16 protein-coding genes and 1 pseudogene are annotated in these 18,217 nt (G+C 72.5%); 15 read left to right on the plus strand and 2 right to left on the minus strand.

Annotated elements, in window-relative coordinates; all coding sequences use genetic code 11:
- Positions 1-44 precede the first annotated feature (44 nt).
- A complete protein-coding gene (locus tag ACLBXO_RS28850) occupies positions 45-1,505 on the plus strand; it encodes an MATE family efflux transporter (protein WP_447687561.1) in 1,461 nt (486 codons plus the stop codon).
- Between the two features lie 271 nt (positions 1,506-1,776).
- On the opposite strand, the gene ACLBXO_RS28855 is transcribed toward ACLBXO_RS28850, so the two are convergent.
- Positions 1,777-3,474, minus strand: a complete 1,698-nt coding sequence (locus ACLBXO_RS28855; RefSeq protein ID WP_447687562.1) for a dihydroxy-acid dehydratase — start codon at positions 3,472-3,474, stop codon at positions 1,777-1,779.
- Between the two features lie 473 nt (positions 3,475-3,947).
- Here ACLBXO_RS28855 and ACLBXO_RS28860 point away from each other — a divergent pair, with 473 nt between their 5' ends.
- From ACLBXO_RS28860 to ACLBXO_RS28905, 10 genes are all read left to right on the plus strand, one after another.
- Positions 3,948-4,871 carry a CDP-diacylglycerol diphosphatase gene (locus ACLBXO_RS28860; RefSeq protein ID WP_447687563.1) on the plus strand — a complete coding sequence of 308 codons (924 nt, stop codon included), beginning with the start codon at positions 3,948-3,950 and terminating at the stop codon, positions 4,869-4,871.
- Between the two features lie 409 nt (positions 4,872-5,280).
- Positions 5,281-6,300, plus strand: a complete 1,020-nt coding sequence (locus tag ACLBXO_RS28865) for an ABC transporter substrate-binding protein (protein WP_447687564.1) — start codon at positions 5,281-5,283, stop codon at positions 6,298-6,300.
- The gene (locus ACLBXO_RS28870) at positions 6,297-7,049 is read left to right on the plus strand and encodes a succinate dehydrogenase/fumarate reductase iron-sulfur subunit (protein WP_447687565.1); all 753 of its coding nucleotides are present in this window, start codon (positions 6,297-6,299) and stop codon (positions 7,047-7,049) included. Before ACLBXO_RS28865 ends, ACLBXO_RS28870 begins: the two co-directional genes overlap by 4 nt.
- Positions 7,046-7,375 (plus strand): succinate dehydrogenase, encoded by a 330-nt coding sequence (locus ACLBXO_RS28875; RefSeq protein ID WP_331319133.1) that lies wholly within the window; start codon positions 7,046-7,048, stop codon positions 7,373-7,375. Before ACLBXO_RS28870 ends, ACLBXO_RS28875 begins: the two co-directional genes overlap by 4 nt.
- Entirely contained in the window at positions 7,372-7,737 is a 366-nt protein-coding gene (locus tag ACLBXO_RS28880; RefSeq protein WP_331319131.1) for a succinate dehydrogenase, cytochrome b556 subunit, read from the plus strand. The genes ACLBXO_RS28875 and ACLBXO_RS28880 overlap by 4 nt, the downstream gene beginning before the upstream one ends.
- 30 nt (positions 7,738-7,767) lie before the next feature.
- Positions 7,768-8,640 carry a fumarate hydratase gene (locus ACLBXO_RS28885; protein WP_447687566.1) on the plus strand — a complete coding sequence of 291 codons (873 nt, stop codon included), beginning with the start codon at positions 7,768-7,770 and terminating at the stop codon, positions 8,638-8,640.
- Positions 8,641-8,650: 10 nt separating this feature from the next.
- On the plus strand, positions 8,651-9,262 hold the full coding sequence (locus tag ACLBXO_RS28890; RefSeq protein WP_331319127.1) for a fumarate hydratase C-terminal domain-containing protein: 612 nt from the start codon (positions 8,651-8,653) through the stop codon (positions 9,260-9,262).
- Positions 9,259-10,983 carry an L-aspartate oxidase gene (locus tag ACLBXO_RS28895; protein WP_447687567.1) on the plus strand — a complete coding sequence of 575 codons (1,725 nt, stop codon included), beginning with the start codon at positions 9,259-9,261 and terminating at the stop codon, positions 10,981-10,983. Before ACLBXO_RS28890 ends, ACLBXO_RS28895 begins: the two co-directional genes overlap by 4 nt.
- Before the next feature lie 13 nt (positions 10,984-10,996).
- Positions 10,997-12,622 (plus strand): thiamine pyrophosphate-binding protein, encoded by a 1,626-nt coding sequence (locus ACLBXO_RS28900; RefSeq protein WP_447687568.1) that lies wholly within the window; start codon positions 10,997-10,999, stop codon positions 12,620-12,622.
- A 151-nt stretch (positions 12,623-12,773) separates the two neighbouring features.
- The gene (locus ACLBXO_RS28905; RefSeq protein WP_447687569.1) at positions 12,774-13,778 is read left to right on the plus strand and encodes an ABC transporter substrate-binding protein; all 1,005 of its coding nucleotides are present in this window, start codon (positions 12,774-12,776) and stop codon (positions 13,776-13,778) included.
- Between the two features lie 18 nt (positions 13,779-13,796).
- Here the strand turns inward: ACLBXO_RS28905 and ACLBXO_RS28910 are convergent, their stop codons facing one another.
- Positions 13,797-14,543 (minus strand): sulfite exporter TauE/SafE family protein, encoded by a 747-nt coding sequence (locus ACLBXO_RS28910; RefSeq protein WP_447687570.1) that lies wholly within the window; start codon positions 14,541-14,543, stop codon positions 13,797-13,799.
- A gap of 388 nt (positions 14,544-14,931) precedes the next feature.
- Here ACLBXO_RS28910 and ACLBXO_RS28915 point away from each other — a divergent pair, with 388 nt between their 5' ends.
- The 4 genes and pseudogenes from ACLBXO_RS28915 to ACLBXO_RS28930 form a co-directional block, all read left to right on the plus strand.
- Positions 14,932-15,261: a UxaA family hydrolase gene (locus tag ACLBXO_RS28915; protein WP_447687571.1), complete on the plus strand. Its 330-nt coding sequence runs from the start codon at positions 14,932-14,934 to the stop codon at positions 15,259-15,261.
- Between the two features lie 7 nt (positions 15,262-15,268).
- A complete protein-coding gene (locus ACLBXO_RS28920; RefSeq protein ID WP_447687572.1) occupies positions 15,269-16,549 on the plus strand; it encodes a UxaA family hydrolase in 1,281 nt (426 codons plus the stop codon).
- 166 nt (positions 16,550-16,715) lie between these two features.
- A complete protein-coding gene (locus ACLBXO_RS28925; RefSeq protein ID WP_447687573.1) occupies positions 16,716-18,080 on the plus strand; it encodes a cation:dicarboxylate symporter family transporter in 1,365 nt (454 codons plus the stop codon).
- 12 nt (positions 18,081-18,092) lie between these two features.
- A pseudogene (locus ACLBXO_RS28930) lies at positions 18,093-18,217 on the plus strand (3-phosphoglycerate dehydrogenase); the annotation flags it as partial.

Genomic DNA, 18,217 nt, shown 5'->3' on the forward strand with positions numbered 1-18,217 from the left:
CGCGGAGGCGCGACCGCGACCCATGAGAGTGTGAGGCCCCCGCCATGGACATCCGCACGCGCCGCCTGCTCGACGCGCCTCTCGTGCCGACCCTGACCAGACTGGCCGTGCCGAATGTCGTGGTCATGGTTGTCCAGACCTCCATCGGCCTGATCGAGACGTATTTCGTCGCGGAACTCGGGACCGACGCTCTGGCCGGCATGGCCCTCGTCTTCCCGGTGGTGATGCTGGTCCAGATGCTGTCCGCCGGCGGCATGGGCGGCGGCATCCAGTCCGCGGTGTCGCGCACCCTGGGCGCCGGCCGGCGGGCGGAGGCCGATCTCCTCGCCTGGCACGCCGCCGCCATCGGTCTCGGACTGGGTGTCGTCACGAGCCTCCTCGCCCTGTCCCTGGGACCGCGTCTCTACGCCGCGATGGGCGGCACCGGGGGCTCGCTCAGGGCCGCGACCGCCTACGCGGGCGTCGTGTTCGGCGCGGCGATCCTGATCTGGCTGTTCAACGCGCTGGCGGCGGTGATCCGCGGCACCGGCAACATGGCCCTCCCGGCCGGCGTCACCTGCGCCGGGGCCGCCGTGCTGATCCCGCTCTCGCCCGCGCTGATCTTCGGCTGGGGCCCGCTTCCCAGGCTCGGAATCGTGGGCGGGGGCGTCGCCTTCGCGGGCTACTACGCCGCGGGCTCGGCCGTCTTCGCTGCCTATCTCTGGTCCGGCCGCGGTGTCCTGCGTCCGAGCCGGCGCCCCCCGAGGCTGACCTGGGCGCCGTCCCGCGAGATCCTGCGCATCGGCCTCCTGTCCGGCATCGCCAGCGTGACCTCGAACGTCACGGTCATCGCCGCGACCGGCTTCGTCGGGACGGCGGGACCGGCGGCGGTGGCCGGATACGGCACCGGTGCGCGGCTGGAGTACCTGCTGGTTCCCCTCGTGTTCGGGCTCGGCTCGCCCATCGCCGCCCTCGTCGGGACGGCCCTCGGCGCCGGCATGGAGGCCCGCGCCCGTCGGGCCGCGCTGACCGGCGCCCTCGTGGCCGGCGGCCTGACGGAGGCCATCGGCCTCGTGGCGGCCGTGTATCCCGAGACCTGGCTCGGCCTGTTCGGAAACGACCCGGCCATGATGGCCACCGGCTCGGCCTATCTCCGGATCGCCGGACCCTTCTACGGCTTCTTCGGGGCCGGCCTCGCCCTCTACTTCGCCGCCCAGGGCGCCGGCCGCGTCGGCTGGCCGCTCGCCGCCAGCCTTCTCCGGCTGGGCGTGGCGCTGGGTGGCGCCTGGATCGCGGCCGTGCTCGGGCTCGGCTTGGCCGGGATGTTCGTCGCCCTCTCGGCCGGGTTCGTCACCATGGGCCTCGTCAATGCCGCCGCCTTCGCCTCGGGACGGGTGATCCGAAACACGGCCGCGCCCGAGCGGACCGCGACGCCGAGAGCCGGCGTCGCCGGCGCCGGTCTTCCCCGCCAAGCCCCGTTGCCCGGGCCGGAGCCGATGCCCGCCAGACGTCGCGCGGTGCCGTGACGCTCCGGCACCGTCGGGGCAGCTCCGGCCGTTCCGGCAGACCGCGGGAGGCCCCCGGTGCGCACCGGCCTCTCCCCCTCCGCCCGCTCCGGTCCGATCGAGACGCCGAGCCTCGGTCCGGCGAAGGGTCTGGGCGGCCTCTCGGCCCCGGTGACGCTCCCGCAGATCGGCCGCGGCCCCGGGCCCGACGGTTCCCGCGCGCACGCCCCGACGAACGGCGGGGCGGCCGGGCCGGTCGAGACCGGGGGCGCGGACAGGACGGCCCGGGCCGTCAGTCCCCGGCCTTCGCGAGGAAGTCGAAGTCGCAGCCCTCCGGGGCCTGCGTGACGCTGCGCCGGTAGAGCGCCTTGTAGCCGCGGGTCGGGGCCGGGGGCGGCCGGTGGTCGGCGAGCCGGCGGGCGATCTCGTCCTGTGCGACCAGGAGATCGACGCGCTTGTCCCGGATCGACAGGCGGATGCGGTCGCCGTCGCGCACCGCCGCCAGCGGCCCGCCGAGGGCGGCCTCGGGCGCCACGTGCAGGACGATCGACCCGAAGGCCGTGCCCGACATCCGCGCGTCGGAGATGCGGACCATGTCCTTCACCCCCGCCTGCGCCAGCTTCTTGGGGATCGGGAGATAGCCCGCCTCCGGCATGCCGGCCGCGTGCGGGCCGGCATTCTGCAGGACGAGGATGTCGCCGGGCGCCACGTCGAGGTCGGGGTCGTCGACGCGCGCCGAGAGGTCCTCCAGGCCGGTGAACACCACCGCCCGGCCCTCCGACTCGAACAGCTCGGGCGTCGCCGCCGCGCGCTTGAAGATCGCCCCGTCGGGCGCGAGGCTGCCCGACAGAGCCACGAGGCCGCCGACCGGCGACACGGGGTCCGCCGCGGTGCGGATGATCGCGCGGTCGACCCAGGCCTCCGGCTCGTCCAGGCGCTCGGCGAGCGTCCGGCCCTCCACGTCCAGCGTGTCGAGGTGGAGGAGCGGGCGCAGTTCGCGCAGGAGCGCGCCCATGCCGCCGGCGGCGTGGAAATCCTCCATGTAGCCCTGGCCCACGGGCTTCAGATCGACCAGCACCGGCGTCTCGTCGGAGATCTCGTTGAAGCGCTCGGGCGAGACCCGGATGCCGAGCCGCCCGGCGATGGCGGTGAGGTGCACGATGGCGTTGGTCGAGCCCGACACCGCCATCAGCACGCGGATCGCGTTCTCGACCGACTTCTGCGTGATCACCTGGGAGGGCCGGATCCGCGTCTCGATCAGCCGCACCGCCGCGCGGCCGGTCTCCTCGGCGGCCACCAGCCGGTCGGAATGCACCGCCGGGATCGCCGCGGTGCCCGGCAGCGACATGCCGAGCGCCTCGGCGATGCACGCCATGGTCGAGGCCGTGCCCATCACCGCGCAGGTGCCGGCCGTGACGGAGAGCCGGCCCTCGACCTCGGCGATCTCCGCGGCGTCGACGGTGCCGGCCCGGTACTTGGCCCAGAAGCCCCGGCAATCCGTGCAGGCGCCGAGCCGCTGGCCCCGGTGGCGGCCGGTCGACATCGGGCCGGTGACGAGCTGGATCGCCGGCAGGTCGGCGGAGGCCGCGCCCATGAGCTGGGCCGGCACGGTCTTGTCGCAGCCGCCGATCAGCACCACCGCGTCCATCGGCTGGGCGCCGATCATCTCCTCGGTGTCCATGGCCATGAGGTTGCGGTACATCATGCTGGTCGGGTTGAGGAAAACCTCCCCGAGCGACACGGTCGGGAACGGCCGCGGCAGGGCGCCGGCCGCCAGCACGCCGCGGGAGACCGCCTCGACCAGCTCGTCCATGCCCCGGTGGCAGTTGTTGAAGCCCGACGGCGTCATGGCGATGCCGACCACCGGCTTGTTCAGGAGGCCGACCGAGATGCCCATCGAGCGCGCGAAGGAGCGGCGCAGGTAGCGGGCGAAGTCGCGGTCGCCGTAATTGGTCAGGCCGCGGTCGAAGCCGTGCGGTTCGTCGGTCATGGTCGTCTCCTCGCGAGGGCGGCCCGGGTTGCCCCGGCCGCCCGGTCTGTCTCAGCGGTCGCCGGGCGCCCGGCTCCCGGAGCGCGCGTCGAGCAGGTTCTCGCGCGCGCGGTTCCCCCGCCCCTGTCGTTCGCGCCGCGTTCCCGGCGGAGCGCCGCCGGATCGGTTGCGGCCGCCGACGGCATCGGGGTGCGGACAGGCATGTCCCAGTCCGGCGCCGATGACGAGGCCTCTCAAGGCATGGCCCATCGGATAGCCGTCCGAGAAGGGGCCGCGCGGGATCCGGAGCGCGAAAAGCGCCGCAGCGTCACCGCGCCCGGTGCCAAGCTCCACGCGGCGCCCGCGCTCCGCACGCCCGCCCGACGGCGCATCCGCGGCGGGGAGAGATCGCTCAGGCCCCGGGCGATCTGTAAGACGGTTCCGGCGTCGGCGGCCCCGGCGCTTCGCGCGGCAACGGGCTACCGGGTCACGTCATGGATTTGCGCAGAGCCGCGGTCGGGCTCACCCGTCAGGTGCGTGCGGCGCTCCGCGGCCGCCCCGGCACCGCGTCACCGCGCGGTTCGACGGGTCGTGCGAGGACCCGACTGTCGCGGAGATCGCTGGGCGTCCTGGTCGTCCTCGCGGCGACCTCGGCCTGGCTGGCCGTCGCCCTCGTGCCCAACCTCCTCGGGAACGGCGGAGCCCTGTGGGCGATCGTGCACGGCGCGTGCGTCCCCCACGCGCTGCGCGGGCAGGGCCCCGCACCCTGCAGTCTGGTCGACCTGGAGGGCGGGGTCGCGAAGGGGTACGCCATCCTCAAGGACCTCCGCGGGCGGGCGCAGTTCCTCCTGATCCCGACGGCGCGCATAACCGGCATCGAGAGCCCCGTGCTCCTCGAGCCCGGGACGACGAACTACTTCGCCGCGGCGTGGCGCGCCCGAACCTTCGTGGAGGACCGCCTCGGCCGTCCGCTCGACCGGCGCGACGTCAGCCTCGCGGTCAACGCGCGGCTGCGGCGGACCCAGGGGCAGCTGCACATCCACATCGACTGTGTCCGCCGCGACGTCCGCGACGCTCTCCGCCGCCTCGCGCCCACGATCGGTGATCGCTGGGCGCCCCTGGCCGAACCGCTGGTCGGTCGCCCGTACAGGGCGATGCGCGTGCTCGGCGACGATCTCGGCAGCGCGGACCCGTTCGGCCTCCTGGCGCGCGACGGCGGCGCGCGCTCGGCCATGGGCGAGCACGCGCTGGCTGTCGTGGGCGCGGAATTTCCGGGCGCGAAGCCGGGCTTCGTGCTCCTGGACGGTCTGGTGACCAGCCGCTTCGGCAAGGCGTCCAACGGCGAGGTCCTGCAGGACCACGCCTGCGCCGTGGCGGCCGAGCCGCCGTCCACCGGGCCTCGGGCCCTGGAAGACTGACGCGGGCGGATCCGGCGTCCGACGGCCCGGGCTGCGCGGTGCCGGCCGCGTTCCGGCCTGCCGCGTCCCGAGAGGGCGTCGCCGCGACCGGTCGCGCGGCGCGTGCGATCTGCGATATCTTATAGATGACCCGACACTTGGCCCACCGCTCGCGGCGCGCGACGGGAGGCACGGGGACGGGACCGGAGCCGAATCGGGTGACGGCGCACGGCACGACCCGCGGACGTCACGCGCTCGGGGGCGAGCCCCGCCACTCCTCCGCCGGTCCTCGCACGCGCCGGACGCCTGCGCTCAAGTCCTATATATGACATATGAATGTTGACAGGCTGTGTCCGGGGCGTATCCTCGACCCGACGCCGACGAAGTCGCAGGGCTCGCAAGATCGGCGCGCAGACAGGTGAGGAGCGCCATGACGGCACGGAGCATCGTCCGGCTCGTCGGGACGATCGCGGCCCTGTGGGGGGCGCTCGGCGCCGCCCGGGCCGAGGTCTCGACCGTGCGGCTCGCCAAGCAGTTCGGAATCTCCTACCTGCCGCTGACCGTGATGGAGGAGGAGGGCCTGCTGGAGAAGCAGGCCAAGCAGCGCGGCCTCGACCTCAAGGCCGAGTGGCTGCGCTTCACCGGCGGCTCGGGGATGAACGAGGCCTTGCTGTCCGGCAACCTCGATCTCGCCTCCGGCGGTGTCGGCCCGTTCCTGACGATCTGGGGGCGGACGCAGGGCAATCTTAAGGTCAAGGGCGTGTCGGCGCTGAACGCGATGCCGCTCTGGCTGGTCACCATCAACCCGGCCGTGAAGGCGATCACGGATTTCGGGCCCCAGGACAAGATCGCCCTGCCGACCGCCAAGACCTCGATCCAGGCGATTACCTTGCAGATGGCCGCCGAGAAGGCCTTCGGGCCGGGCCAGCAGGCCAAGCTCGACCCGCTCACCGTTTCGATGGGGCACCCGGACGCGCAGACCGCCATGATGGGCGGCCGCTCCGAGATCACGGCCCATTTCGGCTCGCCGCCCTTCCAGGAGATGGAGCTGAAGGACCCGCGCGCCCGCAAGGTGCTCGACAGCTACGACGTGATGGGCGGCCCCCACACCTTCAACCTCGTCTGGGCGACCAGCCGCTTCGTCACGGAGAACCCCAAGGTCACGGCGGCCTTCCGGGCGGCGCTGGAGGAGAGCCTCGCCCTGATCCGCGACGACCCGGCCCGGGCCGCCGCCCTGTGGATCAAGGCCGAGGGGGCGAAGATCTCGCCCGAGGAGGCCGTGGCGATCATCCGCGCGCCGCAGAACGCCTGGACCACCAAGCCCGAGCGGATGCTGGCCTATCTCGCCTACATGAACCGGGCCGGGCTGGTCTCGGCCAAGGCCGACAGCGAGAGCGAGCTGTTCTTCCCCGATCCGAACGCCGGCGCCCCGAAGGAGGCCAACCGGTGACGGCTCCCGTCGGCCACGCGGCCGTCGACCCGGGCGCAGGCGGGACGCTGCGTGTGCATGTCCGGCGCGGCGAGACCGTCGCGGACTACGCGGTACCGCGCCGGGCCAACCAGACGGTGCTCGACGTCGTCACCGAGATCCAGCGCGACCAGGATCCCACCCTCGCCTACCGGTTCGCCTGCCGGGTCGGCATGTGCGGCTCCTGCGGCATGACGGTGAACGGGCGCCCGCGCTGGACCTGCCGCACCCGGGTCGCCGCCGTGGCGCCCGACGGAGAGCTTTTGCTGGAGCCCCTGCGCAACCTGCCGGTGGTGAAGGACCTCGCGGTCGACATGGAGCCCTTCTTCGAGAAGTGGCGCCGGGCCCACGGCTACTTCGAGCCGGGCGAGAACCCGCCCGACGATTTCGCGGTCGTGGCACCGGAATCCGCCGCGCGCCGGGAGGTCGATGCCGGCATCGAGTGCATCAATTGCGGCGTCTGCTACGCCGCCTGCGATCTGGTGACGTGGAACCCCGACTATCTCGGGCCCGCGGCCCTCAACCGGGCCTGGACGCTCGTCAACGACGTGCGCGACCGCGACCGGGATCGGCTCGCCGCGGTGGCGGGCGATGCCGGCTGCCACTCCTGTCACAGCCACATGAGCTGCACCGAGCACTGCCCGAAGGGCCTGAGCCCGACCTTCTCGATCGCCGGCCTCAAGCGCGAGACCGGCAAGGCGGCGCTGCGCCGGTTCTGGAGGCGCGGATGAGCCCGCTCCTGTACCTCGCCCAGCGCGGCACCGCGGCAATCCTGGCGGTCACGGTCGCGGTCCATCTCGGCACGATCCTCTACGCGGTGCGCGGCGGGCTCACGGCCGGCGAGATCCTGGGCCGGACGCACGGCAGCGTGGCCTTCCTGCTGTTCTACGCGGTCTTCGTGCTCGCCGCCGCGATCCATGCCCCGATCGGCCTGCGCAGCGTCCTGCGCGAGTGGACGGGCTGGCGCGGCCGCTCCCTCGACGTCGCCATGATCGGCCTCTCGGCCCTGCTCGCCGGGCTGGGCCTGCGGGCGGCGCTGGCGGTGTACTGGGCATGAGCGCCTCGCTGCAGACCGGTCTGACCCGCGCGTCCCTGCGCCGGCCCGGCTTCGCCGCCGCGCTGATCCACCGGCTCTCGGGGATCGCCCTGGCGCTGTTCCTGCCGATGCACTTCATCGCGCTCGGCACCGCGCTCCAGGGTGCCGACCGGCTGGAGAGCTTCCTCGGCCTCACCCATAACGGCCTCGTCCGGACGGCCGAATGGGGCCTCGTCTGCGCGCTCGCCGTCCACATGGCGCTGGGGTTGCGCGTGCTCGCCATCGAGTGGCTGCGCTTCCGCGAGCGCGATGCCCGCGTCGTGGCGGGCTGTCTCGCGGCCGCCTTCGCGGTCGGTCTGCTGTTCCTCCTCAGCGGGGCCTGATCCCCCGCCCGTCACCAGCGGAGACCCGCCATGGATCTCGACATCCGCGAATTCGAAGAGGTCTGCCGCGACCTCTACGTCCGCGCCCTGAAGATCCTGCCGCCCGACATCAAGGCGGGCTTCGCCGACCTGCAGCGGACCGAGACCAGCGCCACCGGCCGCGCCATCCTCGACACGATGGTGGAGAACGTCGCGGTCGCGGAGCGCACGAGGAACATCCTCTGCCAGGATACCGGCATCCCGATCTACAACGTCGTGATCGGCGCCGACGTGCGCTTCGACGGCGCCGCCCTGAAGGCCGCGATCCGGCGCGGCTGCGAGTGGGCGACCAGAGATTTCTCCCTGCGCTCCTCGGTGGTCCACCCGATCACCCGCACGAACGAGCAGACCTCCTGCGGCATCCGCGTGCCGATCATCCACGTCGACTTCGATGACCGGCCCGAGACCGTGGCGGTCGAGATGATCCCGAAGGGCTCCGGCTCCGAGAACGGCTCGTTCCTGCAGATGCTGCTGCCCTCGGACGGGATCGGCGCGGCCAAGCGCTTCGTCATCGACCGGGTGATCGAGCTCGGCGGCCGGGTCTGCCCGCCGACCATCGTGGGCGTCGGGCTCGGCGGCACCTCCGACCTGTGCATGCATCTGGCCAAGGTGGCGGCGACCCGGCCGCTGCGCTCCGTCTGCTCCGATCCCGAGGGCGCCCGGATCGAGGCCGAGCTGTCGCGGGCCGTGAACGAGCTCGGCATCGGCCCGCAGGGGCTCGGCGGCCGGTCGACGAGCTTCGCCGTCCATGTCGAGCTCGCCGCGACCCACATCACCCAGAACCCGGTCGCCGTGAACATCCAGTGCCACTCGGCCCGCCGCGCCCGCGCGACGCTCACGCCCGGCGGCATCGCCTTCGATTGAGGAGCAGACCGTGGCGCACCACGTCCTCGACATGCCGGCCACTGAGCCCGAGATCCGGGCGCTCCGGATCGGCGACACCGTCACCCTGCGGCGCTGGCTGTTCGGCATCCGCGACGCGACCCTGATCCACATGTTCGACCGGGATCGCCGCACCCGGCTCGACCTCGACGGCCACGCGGTGATCCACACCGCGCCGAACGTCCACCGCGTCCCGGTCTCCAACGCGGCGCCGGTCGGCTTCGCGCCCTTCTGCATCGGCACCACCACGTCGATGCGCATGGAGCGCTTCACCGACGCGCTGATGGAGCGGGAGGGCGTGCGCCTCATCGTCGGCAAGGGCGGCATGGGACCGGCGACCCTCGACGCCTTCGCGCGGCGCGGGGGCGCCTACCTAGCGATCGTCGGCGGCGCGGCGGCGCTGGAGACCACCTGGATCGAGACCATCGTGGACGTCGATCTCGACGACCTCCACCCGGAGAGCCTGTGGCAGTTCGCGATCCGCGATTTCGGGCCGCTGCTGGTCGGCATGGATTCGCACGGCGGCTCGCTGTTCGCCGACGTGCAGCGCGACGTGGCGGCCCGGCGCGACGCCGTCATCGCCTCCCTGGAGGACGCCCGGTGAGCCCCGATCAAGTCGAGACCGACATCCTGATCCTCGGCTCCGGCGGGGCCGGGCTGTTCGCCGCGCTCCACGCCAAGAAGGTCGCGCCGGAACTCGACGTCACCGTCGCGGTGAAGGGCCTGCTGGGGAAATGCGGCTGCACCCGCATGGTCCAGGGCGGCTACAACGTGGCGCTGGCGCCGGGCGACTCGGTCGAGCGGCACTTCATGGACACGATCGAGGGCGGCAAGTGGCTGAACGACCAGGCGCTCGCCTGGACGCTCGTCACCGAGGCGCAGGTGCGGATCCGGGAGCTCGAGACCGAGCTCGGCTGCTTCTTCGACCGCAACCCGGACGGCAGCGTCCACCAGAAGGCCTTCGCGGGCCAGACCTTCGACCGGACGGTGCACAAGGGCGACCTCACCGGGATCGAGATCATCAACCGCCTGTCCGAGCAGGTCTGGCGCCGGGACGTGCGCCGCCTGGAGGACCACCGCGCCCTGGAGCTGATCCCGGCCCGGGACGGATCGGGGCTCGCGGGCGTGCTGATGCTCGACATGCGCACCGGCGAACCGAAGCTGGTGCGGGCGAGGGCCGTGCTGCTCGCCACCGGCGGCGGGCCGACCATGTACAAGTACCACACGCCGTCGGGCGACAAGTCCTGCGACGGGCTCGCCATGGCGCTGCGCGCCGGGCTGCCGCTGCGCGACATGGAGATGGTGCAGTTCCACCCGACCGGGCTGCTCGCCGGCGCCGGCACCCGCATGACCGGGACGGTGCTGGAGGAGGGCCTGCGCGGGGCCGGCGGCTGGCTCCTCGATTCCACCGGTGAGCGCTTCATGGAGGCCTACGACCCGCGGGCCGAGCGCGCGACCCGGGACGTGGTCAGCCGCTCGATCATGCGGCGGCTGCGCGACGGCTTCGCCACGCCGAGCGGGGGCGTCCACATCCAGATGAGCCATCTCGGCCCCGAGGACGTGCGCCGCCGGTTCAAGGGCATGGTCGAGCGCTGCGCCGATTGCGGCTTCGACCTCGCGGGCGGCCTCGTCGAGGTCATCCCCACGGCCCACTACATGATGGGCGGCCTCCAGTTCGCGGTCGACTGCACCACGGCGCTGCCGCGCCTCTTCGCGGCCGGCGAGGATACCGGCGGCGTCCACGGGGCGAACCGGCTGGGCGGCAACGGGGTGGCGAATTCGACGGTGTTCGGGGGGCTGGCCGGCCAGTCCATGGCGCGGGCCGTGCGGCGCGAGGGCCGCCTCGCCGATCCTGACCCCGCCGCCATCGCGGCGGGCCTCGCCCGCGCCTACGGGCCGCTCGGCCGGCCGGCGGAGGCGCTGCCGGAGATCCGCGAGGCGCTCTACGCGACGATGTGGGCCGATGTCGGCATCCTGCGGGACGCGGCCGGCTTGACCCGGGCGCTCGCCACCCTCGACGGGCTCTCCGACGCGGTCGCCCGGGCCGGCGCGCCGGACGGCGACCGCCGCTACGCGCTCACCTGGATGGACCGGCTGAACCTGGAGAACCTCGTGCTGGTCTCGCAGGCGGTCGCCCGGGCGGCGCTCGCCCGCACCGACAGCCGCGGCGCGCATTTCCGCGAGGATTTCCCGGAGGCCTCGGACCTCGCGACCTCGCACTACACCGTGGTCCGCCAGCGCGGCGGGGCCCTCGACCTCGCGATGGAGCCGGTGCACTTCACGCATGTGCGGCCCGGCGGCTCCCTCCTCGACGCCGCCGCCTGAGGGAAGACCGTCCATGCACACCCTGCGCGGCGCCGACATCGTGGCCCGGACCCTGGAGGCGCTCGGCGTCACCCGGATCTTCACCCTGTCGGGCAACCACATCATGCCGGTCTTCGACGCGCTGCTGGAGACCGGGATCAGCCTCGTCCACACCCGCCAGGAGGCGGCCTGCGTCCACATGGCCGACGCCTGGGGCCGGCTGACCGGCGAGGTCGGGGTCGCGCTGGTCACGGGCGGACAGGGCCACACCAACGGCGCGGCGGCGCTCACCACCGCGCTGGCCGCGGAATCCCCCGTGCTGCTGCTCTCCGGCCATGCCGGCCTGTCCGAGCTCGGGCGCGGCGCCTTCCAGGAGCTGGCCCAGGCCGACATCGCCCGGCCGATGACCAAGGCCGCCTGGACCGCCGGCTCGGTCGCCGCCCTCGGGCCGGACCTCGCCCGGGCCTTCCGGATCGCCCGGGAGGGGCGGCCCGGCCCGGTCCATCTCAGCCTGCCGGTCGACCTGCTGGAGACGGCCGTCCCCGCCGCCTCGGTGCGGATCCCGGACCGGGCGGCGGCCGCCATCCGCGCCGCCGAGCCGGCGCCGGATCTCGTGGCCGACCTGCTCGCCGCCCTCGCCGGGGCGGAACGGCCTCTGATCGCCTGCGGCCCGGCCCTGTGCGACGCCTCCGGCCGGGCCGCCCTGGCGGCTTTGGAGGAGACGCTCGGCCTGCCGGTCGTCGGCATGGAGAGCCCGCGCGGGCTCAACGACCCGGCGCTCGGCGCCTTCGCCGAGGTTCTGGCGCGGACCGATCTCCTCGTGCTCCTCGGCAAGCCGCTCGACTTCACCCTGCGCTTCGGCGCGGCGCCCGCCCTCGCGCCCGACTGCCGCTTCGCCCTCGTCGATCCCGATCCGACGCTGCTGGCCCGCGCCCCGGCCGACCGCCTCGCCGTCTCGGGGATCGCCGATCCGCGGCCGGTGCTGGCGGCGCTGACCGCGCGGGCGACCGCCCTCCCCCGCCGGGACGCCTGGCACCGTGAGGCCCGGGCCGCCCTCGCCCACCGGCCGCCGGGCTGGGCGGATCTGCGCGGGACCGACGGGCGCCTGCACCCGGTGGAGCTGTGCCGGGCGGTCGACACCTTCCTCGAACGCCATCCGGACGGCACGCTGATCTGCGACGGCGGCGAGATCGGGCAGTGGCCGCAGGCCCTGGTCCGGGCCGGACGGCGGCTGATCAACGGCGTCTCGGGCACGATCGGCGCGTCGATCCCCTTCGCGCTCGCCGCCGCCCTGGAACGCCCCGGCGCCCCCGTGGTCGCGGTGCTGGGCGACGGCACCTTCGGCTTCCACATGGCCGAGTTCGACACGGCCGTGCGCTATCGAATCCCGTTCATCGCGGTGGTCGGCAACGACGCGCGCTGGAACGCCGAGCACCAGATCCAGCTGCGCAGCTACGGCCCCGACCGGACGCGCCACTGCGACCTGCTCCCGACCCGCTACGACGCGGTCGTCCAGGCGCTCGGCGGCTTCGGCGCGCTGGTGACCGAGGCGGCCGAGCTTCCGGCGGCGCTGGAGGCGGCCCGGGCCAGCGGCCTGCCGGCCTGCATCAACGTGATGATCGCGAGCGTGCCGGCGCCGGTGATCCGCCGCCCCGGCTGAGGAGAGCGGTCTCAGCACACGGCATGACCGCGGTGCCGTCTCTGCCGAACGGGGCGCGGGTCCCCTCTCCCGTGCGGGAGAGGGGGCAGGTCGCGACCGCGACGTGCGTCGGCGCGACGGTCGCGGACCTTGGGCTCAGGGAGGAGATCTCATGCGCAGACGCGACGTTCTGGCCGGGGCCGCGGCGCTCCTGGCGATCCCCGCTCCGGGGCGGGCCGAGGAGACCGGCGCGGTGGCGATCGCCCGCCAGCCGAGCCTCGGCCACCTGCCGCTGATGCTGATGGAGGAGCAGGGCCTGCTCCAGAAGGCCGCGGCCGCCCGCGGCGTGGCGGGACTCCAGGCGCGCTACCTCACCCTCGCGGGCGGGGCCGCCATGAACGACGCCCTGCTCTCCGGGACGATCCAGTTCGCGGCCGGCGGCGTGCCGCCCCTCGTGCTGCTCTGGTCGAAGACCGAGGGCAGCGCCATGGCGGTGAAGGGCGTGGCGGCGATGAACAGCATGCCGCTCCTGATGAACACCAGCAACCCGAAGGTCCGCACGCTCGCGGACTTCACCGACCGGGACAAGATCGCGCTCCCCGCCGTGAAGGTCTCGGTCCAGGCGATGTTCCTCCAGATGGCGGCCGAGCGGGAGCTCGGCGCAGGCCGCCGCAACGACCTCGACCGGCTGACGGTCACCCTGTCGCATCCCGACGGGATGGCGGCGCTCCTCGGGGGCAGCGAGGTGACGGCGCACTTCACCGCCGCGCCGATCCAGGAGCTGGAGCTGCGCCGGCCCGGCATCCGCACGGTGCTGAACAGCTTCGACGTCCTGGGCGAGCCCTCGACCTTCAACGTGGTCTGGGCCTCCGCGGCCTTCGCGGCGGCCAATCCCCGGGTCTTCGCGGCGTTCGGCGCCGCCCTGGACGAGGCGCTCGCCGCGATCACGGCCGATCCGTCGGAGGCGGCGCGCGCCTACGTGCGGCTCGCCCGCGACGGGAGCGATGTCGGCCTGATCGCCGCGATCCTGAACGACCCCCAGGTCTCCTTCACGGCGACGCCCCGGGCGGTCGGCAAGGTCGCCGACTTCATGGCCCGAACCGGCACGATCCGCCGCCGGCCGGAGAGCTGGAAGGAGCTGTTCTTCGCGGGCGTTCACGACAAGGCCGGGAGCTGACCCGTCGCGTCGGCCGCCTCAGCCGTGCAGCAGGCCGGGCAGCGCCAGGGCCGTGGTGGTCAGGCCGATCGCGGCGAGCAGCGCCAGGACCAGGGTGCGGAAGCGCCGCTGATCGATCCGCGCGAACAGCGCGAGCCCGGCCAGCACGCTCACCAGCACCACCGGCAGCGCCAGGGCGAGATCGCCGACGAGTTCGGGCGGCAGCGGATCGAGGCAGACGAGGATCGTCAGCGCCCAGACCTGCATCACCAGGGTGAAGGACTGGTAGATCGCCCGCTGCGTCCGGGGCTCCCAGCCGCGCACGAGGCTCCAGGCGGTCGGCAGGGCCCCGGACAGGCCCGCGATGCCGCCCAGCACGCCGCCGAGGAAGCCGATCGCGCCGTCGCTCCAGCGATTGCCGAACCCCACCCGGTAATCGGCGCGCAGCAGGGCGATACCGCCGCTGTAGAGCACCAGGAAGGCACCGATCGCGACCTTGATGAAGCGCGGATCGAGATCGTGCAGCAGGTGGATGCCGATCGGCGCGCCGACGAGGCCCGGCAGGATCATCGCGAAGGCGGTGCCCCGCGGCGGCCAAGTTCGCAGGCGCAGGATGGAGATCACCTGCGAGAGGATGCTGCAGACGAGCACCAGGGCGGTCGCCTCCACGGGCGTGCGGATCGACAGCAGCGTCCCGGAGGCGATCAGCGCGAAGGCGAAGCCGGTCAGGCCCGAGACCAGACCGGCGCAGCCGACGCACAGGATCAGGAGGAGCGTCTCGTTCACCGGAAACACACGGCCCGGCCCGTGCCCCACGCGTCCGCGACCGCCATCCTCGTCCTCCCGCCCCCCTCCCACCGCGGCGGGATCGTCCTTGAAGATATCTTATATAAGACTCGGCGACCGAGACAAGGCATCGGAGGGCGCCGTGTCCGCGGCGTACGATACCCGAGACCCTTCGGGAGGGGCGCTCACCAATCGCCTCGGTCCGGGGTCGAGCTGCGCGGCCCGGTCCGAGCTGGTCGCCTCCCGTTCGGCTGAGCGCGCTCTCGATCGGGCCGCGGCCGCCGAAATCACGCGCGCCCGCAATCGACCGTTGACGTCCGACGAATCATACGTCTTATATAAGACTAGTCGCCGCCAAGAAGCCGACGACGCAGATCAGGAGGACCGCATGAGCAGCCACGCCGCGTCCGGCGAAGGGCATCGCGAAGGGCGCCGCAAGCCGCATCTTCTCGCCCATTCTCCCCAGGACAACGTCGCCGTCGCGGTGATCGAGGGCCTGAGCGCGCGCACCGACGCGTTCGGGGTGGTCACCGAGAACGACAGCACCTTCGAGGTCCATGTCCGCCACGACATCCCGATCGGCCACAAGGTCGCGCTCACCGACCTGAAGGCGGGCGACACGGCGATCAAGTACGGCCAGGACATCGGCAAGGTCATCAAGGACGTCGCCAAGGGCGAGCACGTCCACGTCCACAACGTCAAGACGAAGCGCTGGTGAGGTGACGATGTTCAAGGAAGCCGCTCAGCTCGAACACGAGATCGCCACCCCCTTCGTCGGCGGTGCGCCCGATCAGTTCGCCACCAAGGCGCTCGCGACCGAGCGCGCCTCGGAGAACTACACGGCCGCCACGTTCATGGGCTGGCGCCGGGAGAACGGCCGGGTCGGCGTGCGCAACCACGTCGTACTCCTGCCGCTGGACGACCTGTCCAACGCCGCCTGCGAGGCGGTCGCCAACAATGTGAAGGGCACGATGGCGCTGCCCCACGCCTACGGCCGGCTCCAGTTCGGCGAGGATCTGGACCTCCACTTCCGCACCCTGATCGGCATCGGCTCGAACCCGAACGTCGCCGCCGTCGTGGTGATCGGCATCGAGGACCAGTGGACCAACCGCGTGGTCGAGGGCATCGCCAGGACCGGCAAGCCGGTCGTCGGCTTCGGGATCGAGGGCCACGGCGACATCGCGATCGTCGCCAAGGCGAGCTACCAGGCCAAGCGCTTCGTGCAGTGGGCCACCGAGCTCCGGCGCGAGGAATGCCCGATCGCCGACCTCTGGGTCTCGACCAAGTGCGGCGAGTCCGACACCACCACCGGCCTCGCCTCCTGCCCCACCGTCGGCAACATGTACGACAAGCTGATCCCGCACGGGATCTACGGGGTGTTCGGCGAGACCTCGGAGATCACCGGCGCCGAGCACCTCTGTCGCGAGCGGGCGATCAGCCCTGAAATCTCCGACAAGTGGTACACGATGTGGAAGGCCTACCAGGACGACGTGATCGAGGCCCACAAGACCGACGACCTGTCCGACTCGCAGCCGACCAAGGGCAACATCGCGGGCGGCCTGACGACGATCGAGGAGAAGGCCCTCGGCAACCTCGAGAAGATCGGCCACGAGTGCCGGTTCATCGACGCCCTGCAACCCGCGGAGGCCCCCGCCAAGGGGCCCGGCCTCTACTTCATGGACACGTCCTCGGCGGCGGCCGAGTGCGTCACCCTGATGGCGGCGGCGGGCTACGTGGTGCACACCTTCCCGACGGGGCAGGGCAACGTCATCGGCAACCCGATCGTCCCGGTGATCAAGATCACCGGCAATCCCCGGACCGTGCGCACCATGGGCGAGCACATCGACGTCGACGTCTCGGGCGTGCTCACCCGGGAGATGACGATCCCGCAGGCCGGCGACGCGCTGATCGACATGGTGGTGCGCACCGCCAACGGCCGGCTCACGGCGGCCGAGTCCCTCGGCCACCGGGAGTTCGTGATGACGAAGCTCTACCGCAGCGCCTGACGCGGCGATCGCCGTCTCACAAGTCGCGGACTCACGAGTCCCGCGCCCGCGGACCACGATCCGGTCCGCGGGCGCGGCCCCGACGCCACGGGGTCAGGACCACGAGGGAGCGCACGACCGCGGACGAAACCGCGGCGGCCTCCGTCCCGTCATTCTGGAGGAACGCATGAGGCTGCTTCGGTCGATCTACGGCCAGGTTCTGCTCGGCATCGCGCTGGGCATCGGCGTCGGCGTGGTCGCGCCCGACTTCGCGGTGGGCTGCAAGATCCTCGGCGACATGTTCATCAACCTGATCAAGATGATCGTCGCCCCCGTCATCTTCTGCACGGTCGTGGTCGGCATCGCGCATGTCGGCGACATGAAGAGCGTCGGCCGGATGGGCCTGAAGACCATCCTGTACTTCGAGGTCGCCACCACGGTGGCGCTCGCCGCCGGCCTCCTGTTCGTCAACCTGCTGCGGCCGGGCGACGGCGTGAACGCCACGGTCGACAGCCTCGACGCCAAGCTCGTGGCCGGCATCGCCGGCAAGGCCCACGCGCAGTCGCCGATGGAGATCGTCGCCAACATCATCCCGCACAGCGCGGTCGACGCCTTCGCCAAGGGCGACCTGATCCAGGTGATGTTCTTCTCGGTGCTCGTCGGCATGGGGCTCGCGATGCTGGGCCGGCGCGGCGAGTTCCCGCTCAAGGTGGTCCACGCCTTCGGCGACGTGCTGATGAAGGTCGTCGGCCTGATCATGCACTTCGCCCCCGTCGGCGCCTTCGGCGCGATGGCCTTCACCATCGGCAAGTTCGGTCTCGGCATCCTCGCCCAGTACGGGATGCTGATCGTCTCGCTCTACCTGACCTTCATCGTGTTCATCGCGGTCTTCCTCGGCGGGGTGATGCGCTTCTACGTCGGCCTGAGCCTGTGGAAGCTGTTCCGCTACAGCCGCGAGGAGCTGTTCATCCTGCTCGGCACCACGAGCTCGGAATCGGTGCTGCCGCGGATCATGGCCAAGCTCAACGGCCTCGGGGTCGACAAGAGCGTCACCGGCCTCGTGATGCCGGCCGGCCTGTCCTTCAACATGGACGGCTCTTGCATCTACCTGACCATGGCGATCGGCTTCATCGCCCAGGCCCTCAACGTGCCGCTGACCTGGGAGCAGGAACTCGGCATCCTCGCCATCGCGCTGGTGACCTCGAAGGGCGTGGCGGGCGTGGCCGGCGCCATCCTGTTCGTGCTCGCCGCGACGCTCCAGGCCTCGCAGCTCCTGCCGGTGGCGGGCATCGCCCTGATCATCGGGGTGGACCGCATCCTGAACGAGCTGCGCTGCGTGACCAACGCGGTCGGCAACATGGTGGCGACCCTCGTGATCGCCCGCTGGGAGGGCAAGATCGACCTCGCCCACGCCCGGGCGGTGCTCGACGGCCGCATCACCCCGAACCTCGACCTCCTCGACGACGAGGACGAGGCGGCGGACGCGATCCCCGCCCGCGAGCCGGCGGCGGCCTTCCGCCGCCCCCTGCCCGCTGCCGTGCCGGCGACCTGAGAAGGATTCTCCATGCCCAAGGTCATCATCAGCGAGTTCATGGACGAGGCCGCGATCGCGGCCGAGCTCGCCGGCCTCGACGTGGTGTACGATCCGGGCCTCGTCGACCGGCCCGCGGACCTCGCCGCCGCCGTGGC

The sequence above is a fragment of the Methylobacterium sp. C33D genome (assembly GCF_053345825.1).